6 protein-coding genes are annotated in these 3,345 nt (G+C 51.6%); 3 read left to right on the top strand and 3 right to left on the bottom strand.

Annotation, left to right across the window (positions count from 1 at the left end):
- The 3 genes from B3F49_RS02805 to B3F49_RS02795 all read left to right on the top strand — a co-directional run.
- Positions 1–183 (top strand): hypothetical protein (locus B3F49_RS02805; RefSeq protein ID WP_293908879.1); only part of this gene is annotated, 183 nt, incomplete at its 5' end.
- A gap of 49 nt (positions 184–232) precedes the next feature.
- Positions 233–1,201 carry a Gfo/Idh/MocA family protein gene (locus B3F49_RS02800; RefSeq protein ID WP_293896520.1) on the top strand — a complete coding sequence of 323 codons (969 nt, stop codon included), beginning with the start codon at positions 233–235 and terminating at the stop codon, positions 1,199–1,201.
- A gap of 3 nt (positions 1,202–1,204) precedes the next feature.
- Positions 1,205–1,699, top strand: a complete 495-nt coding sequence (locus B3F49_RS02795) for a heme-degrading domain-containing protein (RefSeq protein ID WP_293896522.1) — start codon at positions 1,205–1,207, stop codon at positions 1,697–1,699.
- Here the strand turns inward: B3F49_RS02795 and B3F49_RS02790 are convergent.
- From B3F49_RS02790 to B3F49_RS02780, 3 genes are all read right to left on the bottom strand, one after another.
- Positions 1,684–2,265, bottom strand: coding sequence for a CYTH domain-containing protein (locus B3F49_RS02790; RefSeq protein ID WP_293908878.1), 582 nt, complete (start codon positions 2,263–2,265; stop codon positions 1,684–1,686). The genes B3F49_RS02795 and B3F49_RS02790 overlap by 16 nt on opposite strands.
- A gap of 1 nt (position 2,266) precedes the next feature.
- Positions 2,267–3,043 carry a hypothetical protein gene (locus tag B3F49_RS02785; RefSeq protein WP_293908877.1) on the bottom strand — a complete coding sequence of 259 codons (777 nt, stop codon included), beginning with the start codon at positions 3,041–3,043 and terminating at the stop codon, positions 2,267–2,269.
- Positions 3,044–3,104: 61 nt separating this feature from the next.
- On the bottom strand, positions 3,105–3,345 hold a 241-nt coding region (locus B3F49_RS02780), incomplete at its 5' end, for a zinc ribbon domain-containing protein (RefSeq protein WP_293908876.1).

The raw sequence follows: 3,345 nt of genomic DNA, 5'->3' as shown, positions 1-3,345 counted from the left end.
CTTCCCCTGCTTTCCCTCATCGCATCCCAGTCGCTTGAGAGTGTGATCCGCACCCTGCTCTTCAGCCTCTGGTCGCTGGTTGCCCTGGTGAGCAAACCACAATCGCGCATGCGGACCACTTCGATTTTTGCCTTGGTCGGCCTCCTCTCCCTTGCAACTCAACTGAATGCCGTGATGATTTGACTTTTCAAGACCCTCTGTTGCGCCTATACTGGAACGCAGGAGGAGCCATATGAAACTAGGAATACTGGGAGCAGGCAATATTGCTCGCAAGATGGCCGCTACGGTTAATGAAATGGAACATGTCGAGGCGCATGCGGTTGCATCCCGCGATTTGCAGAAGGCACGCGAGTTTGCCCAAAAATGGAATGTGCGCAAGGCGTATGGATCCTATGAGGAGATGCTCAGCGACCCCGAGATTGATTTGGTGTACGTCTGTACTCCCCATTCCCTGCATTTTGAGCATATGATGATGTGCCTTGACAAAGGCAAGCATGTTTTGTGCGAAAAGTCTTTCACCATGAACGCCGAGCAGGCCAGGAAGGTCCTTGCCTACGGCAGGGAGAAAAAATTGCTCGTCGCTGAAGCAATTTGGACAAGGTATCTGCCCATGCGCCTGGTGCTCGATCAGATTTTGGAGCGGAGGGTCATCGGAGAGCCGCATGCACTGACGGCCAATTTGTGTTATCCGGTCAAGGGTGTCAAGCGTTTGACCGATCCCGCCCTCGCCGGCGGAGCCCTGCTGGATGTGGGCGTCTATCCGATCAACTTTGCAATGATGGTGTTCGGCAACAACATCGAGAGCATTGAATCGAGTTGCATCAAGACCGACAGCGGAGTGGATGAATCCAACTCCATCACCCTCACCTTCAAGGGGGATAAGATGGCCGTATTGCACTCCTCCATGGTCAGCACCTCGGACCGTCGTGGAGCCATCTTCGGCACCAGGGGGTTCATCGAGTTCTTGAATATCAACAACTGCGAGGGGATCAACGTATACGACAAGGAATACAATCTGGTGGAGACCTACAAACCCTTCAAATTTATCACCGGTTTCGAACATCAGGTTGAAGCATGCCGCAAGGCGATCGAGGAAGGAGCGCTTGAGTGCAAGCAGATGCCTCACAGCGAAATCATCAAAGTCATGGAAGTGATGGATACACTGCGCTCACAGTGGGGTATCCGCTTCCCAGGAGAGTGAGAGATGGAATTGGAAGAGAGAATGGCGATCTTGGTGGCACAGGAAGAACTGCTCACATTTGAGACGTTCACCTGCGAGGATGCATGGGAACTGGGGAAAATCTTTGTTGCCGATGCAATGGATAATGATTTGAAGATTGCCATCTCCATCAAGGCACTGAGTGGAAAGACACTGTTCCATTATGCCCTTGAGGGAACCAATCTGGGCAACGACGGGTGGATCGACCGCAAATTCCGTACCGTCCAGCATTTTGAGATGAGCACCCTTCGCTACTCACTGTTTCTCAAGAAGCGGGGGGCAACCCTTGCCGATCGCGGATTGGACCCCTCTCAATTTGTGGCATGCGGTGGTGGCTTCCCGATTTTCGTCGAGGGAGTCGGTTGTGTCGCAGCCGCCATGGTCTCAGGCCTCAGGGACGTCGAGGACCATGAAGTTTTGATTCGTTGCATCAGCAAGTATTTGCTGGTCGACGATGTCCCGCGTTATCCGATCGACTGAGCCTTGAGCAGGTGCGTGTAGTACCTGCTTTCAATGTCGGCTTGGTCTAGTCCCAGCCTATGCAGCATTTCCATCAGGAAGGTCCTCGCTATGGGGACCTTCTTTTCCTCTTCAAGGATGAACTCCATCTCCAAGAACCAACCAAGCGGAGGGACTTCGACCAGTTCCAGATGCAATAGAGGAAGGTCATCGGAAACTTGATAGGAGTAGGCATATCCCCTTTTGGTTTTTCGAATATGGACTTCATATCCGAGGGACAGGCAGAATGCATGTGCATTCTCAAACTGGCTGTCGCTTGCTGTGAACTCCAGCTCCTGATTAACCTCGATGCCGTCCTTGAGTGTCTTGTATTTTCTGGTGAAAACCAGTTGGCCCGACAAAGCAGAAAAGGAGGGGCCGATGCTCTCTCTTCTGAGCCTGAAAAGAGCGTCCTCGCCCGGGGTGCAGTAGTAGACATCCTCTTTGATCTCGCAAAGAGGTGCAGAGACGCCGTTCAGTGCATCAAGCCTGCATTTCATCTTCGCTTGGTCATGCACATGGGCTTTCAGCTCGACCTCATAGGACATGTCAGTCCTTCCAGGGGAAAATCATGTTTTTCAATGAGCGATGACCGACACATTCGCGTTCCTCATACAGCAGTTCGTCCCAAGGCAGGTGTTTTCTGTCAGCATCCGCATGCTCTTCCAAATAGTCATACTTGAGCATCAAAAGCTTCACCGCATCACTGGAAGCAAGGTACATACCGGTAATACCGGGAGCGAGACCTGCCAGCAGCGCCGAGAAAACCAGATTAACCACCTGATATACAGCAAAGAAGAGGGTGAAGAAGAGATTGTCGAATACGATGATGAAACTCTTCTTCAGCGTTTTCGTCGGCCTGTCGCCTTGCATGAGAAAGAACAAGGGGAAGTAGTAGAACAGTGCGAACGTCAAGCCCATGAAGAGCCAGAACAGCAGGACACTGAGCAACATGCCGATTGCATTTCCGTAACTGAGGTAGAACGGAATGACAAACATGATGAGGGTGGCATCGAGCACGATCAAGAGCCAGTACAACAGGGCATGGCGCCAAGACTCCCTGATCCCCCGCTTGAAGCCTTCCCAGCCGGGTCGTTCATACTTGGCATAGGCGTGCGTCGAAGCGGCAGCTCCCGCACTGTAGAAGGCGAACAACCCTGCACTGGCCAAAAGAGTGAGCAAACCGAGAGCTCCATTGGTGCCAAAGAGCGACATGCCGCCCATGAAGGCAAGCAGAATCAAGAGAAAACCCAAGTTGATCACAACCATCGAAATGAGGTTGTCCCAGCCGTCGAAAAACGCTTTTTTCAGAAAGAATCCAGTCATGCTACAAGATTACTCATACACGGGCTTGAAAGCAAGAGGGTTTGGAGAAGAGCTTCGCTATTCAATTGGTCAAGAAATCGAGGATGTCCCAGCCAGGCTGTTCACTCTGCTTGTACAGTTCGGTATACCCGCACTGTTTGCAGGTGATGGTAACAAACCGTTTGTTCTGCACATCGAAAATCTTGGCAAAATTGCCTCCGGTAGCCTGGAAGCGGTCGCTTTCATAGTGGGTGCAACCGCATTTGGGACACACATACTGTTGTTTTTCCATGGACTCTACTTTACCATGAAAAAGCCGCAGA

It is taken from the genome of Sphaerochaeta sp. UBA5836, assembly GCF_002432845.1.
GTDB lineage: Bacteria > Spirochaetota > Spirochaetia > Sphaerochaetales > Sphaerochaetaceae > Sphaerochaeta.
The sequence above is the reverse complement of the archived record's forward strand: the minus strand, read 5'-3'. Positions and strand labels throughout refer to the sequence as shown.

Bases quoted from the DNA above. Each gene is read 5' to 3' on its own strand.
- B3F49_RS02800 (WP_293896520.1), top strand. From the start codon at position 233: ATGAAACTAGGAATACTGGGAGCAGGCAATATTGCTCGCAAGATGGCC.
- B3F49_RS02795 (WP_293896522.1), top strand. From the start codon at position 1,205: ATGGAATTGGAAGAGAGAATGGCGATCTTGGTGGCACAGGAAGAACTG.
- B3F49_RS02790 (WP_293908878.1), bottom strand. From the start codon at position 2,265: ATGTCCTATGAGGTCGAGCTGAAAGCCCATGTGCATGACCAAGCGAAG.
- B3F49_RS02785 (WP_293908877.1), bottom strand. From the start codon at position 3,043: ATGACTGGATTCTTTCTGAAAAAAGCGTTTTTCGACGGCTGGGACAAC.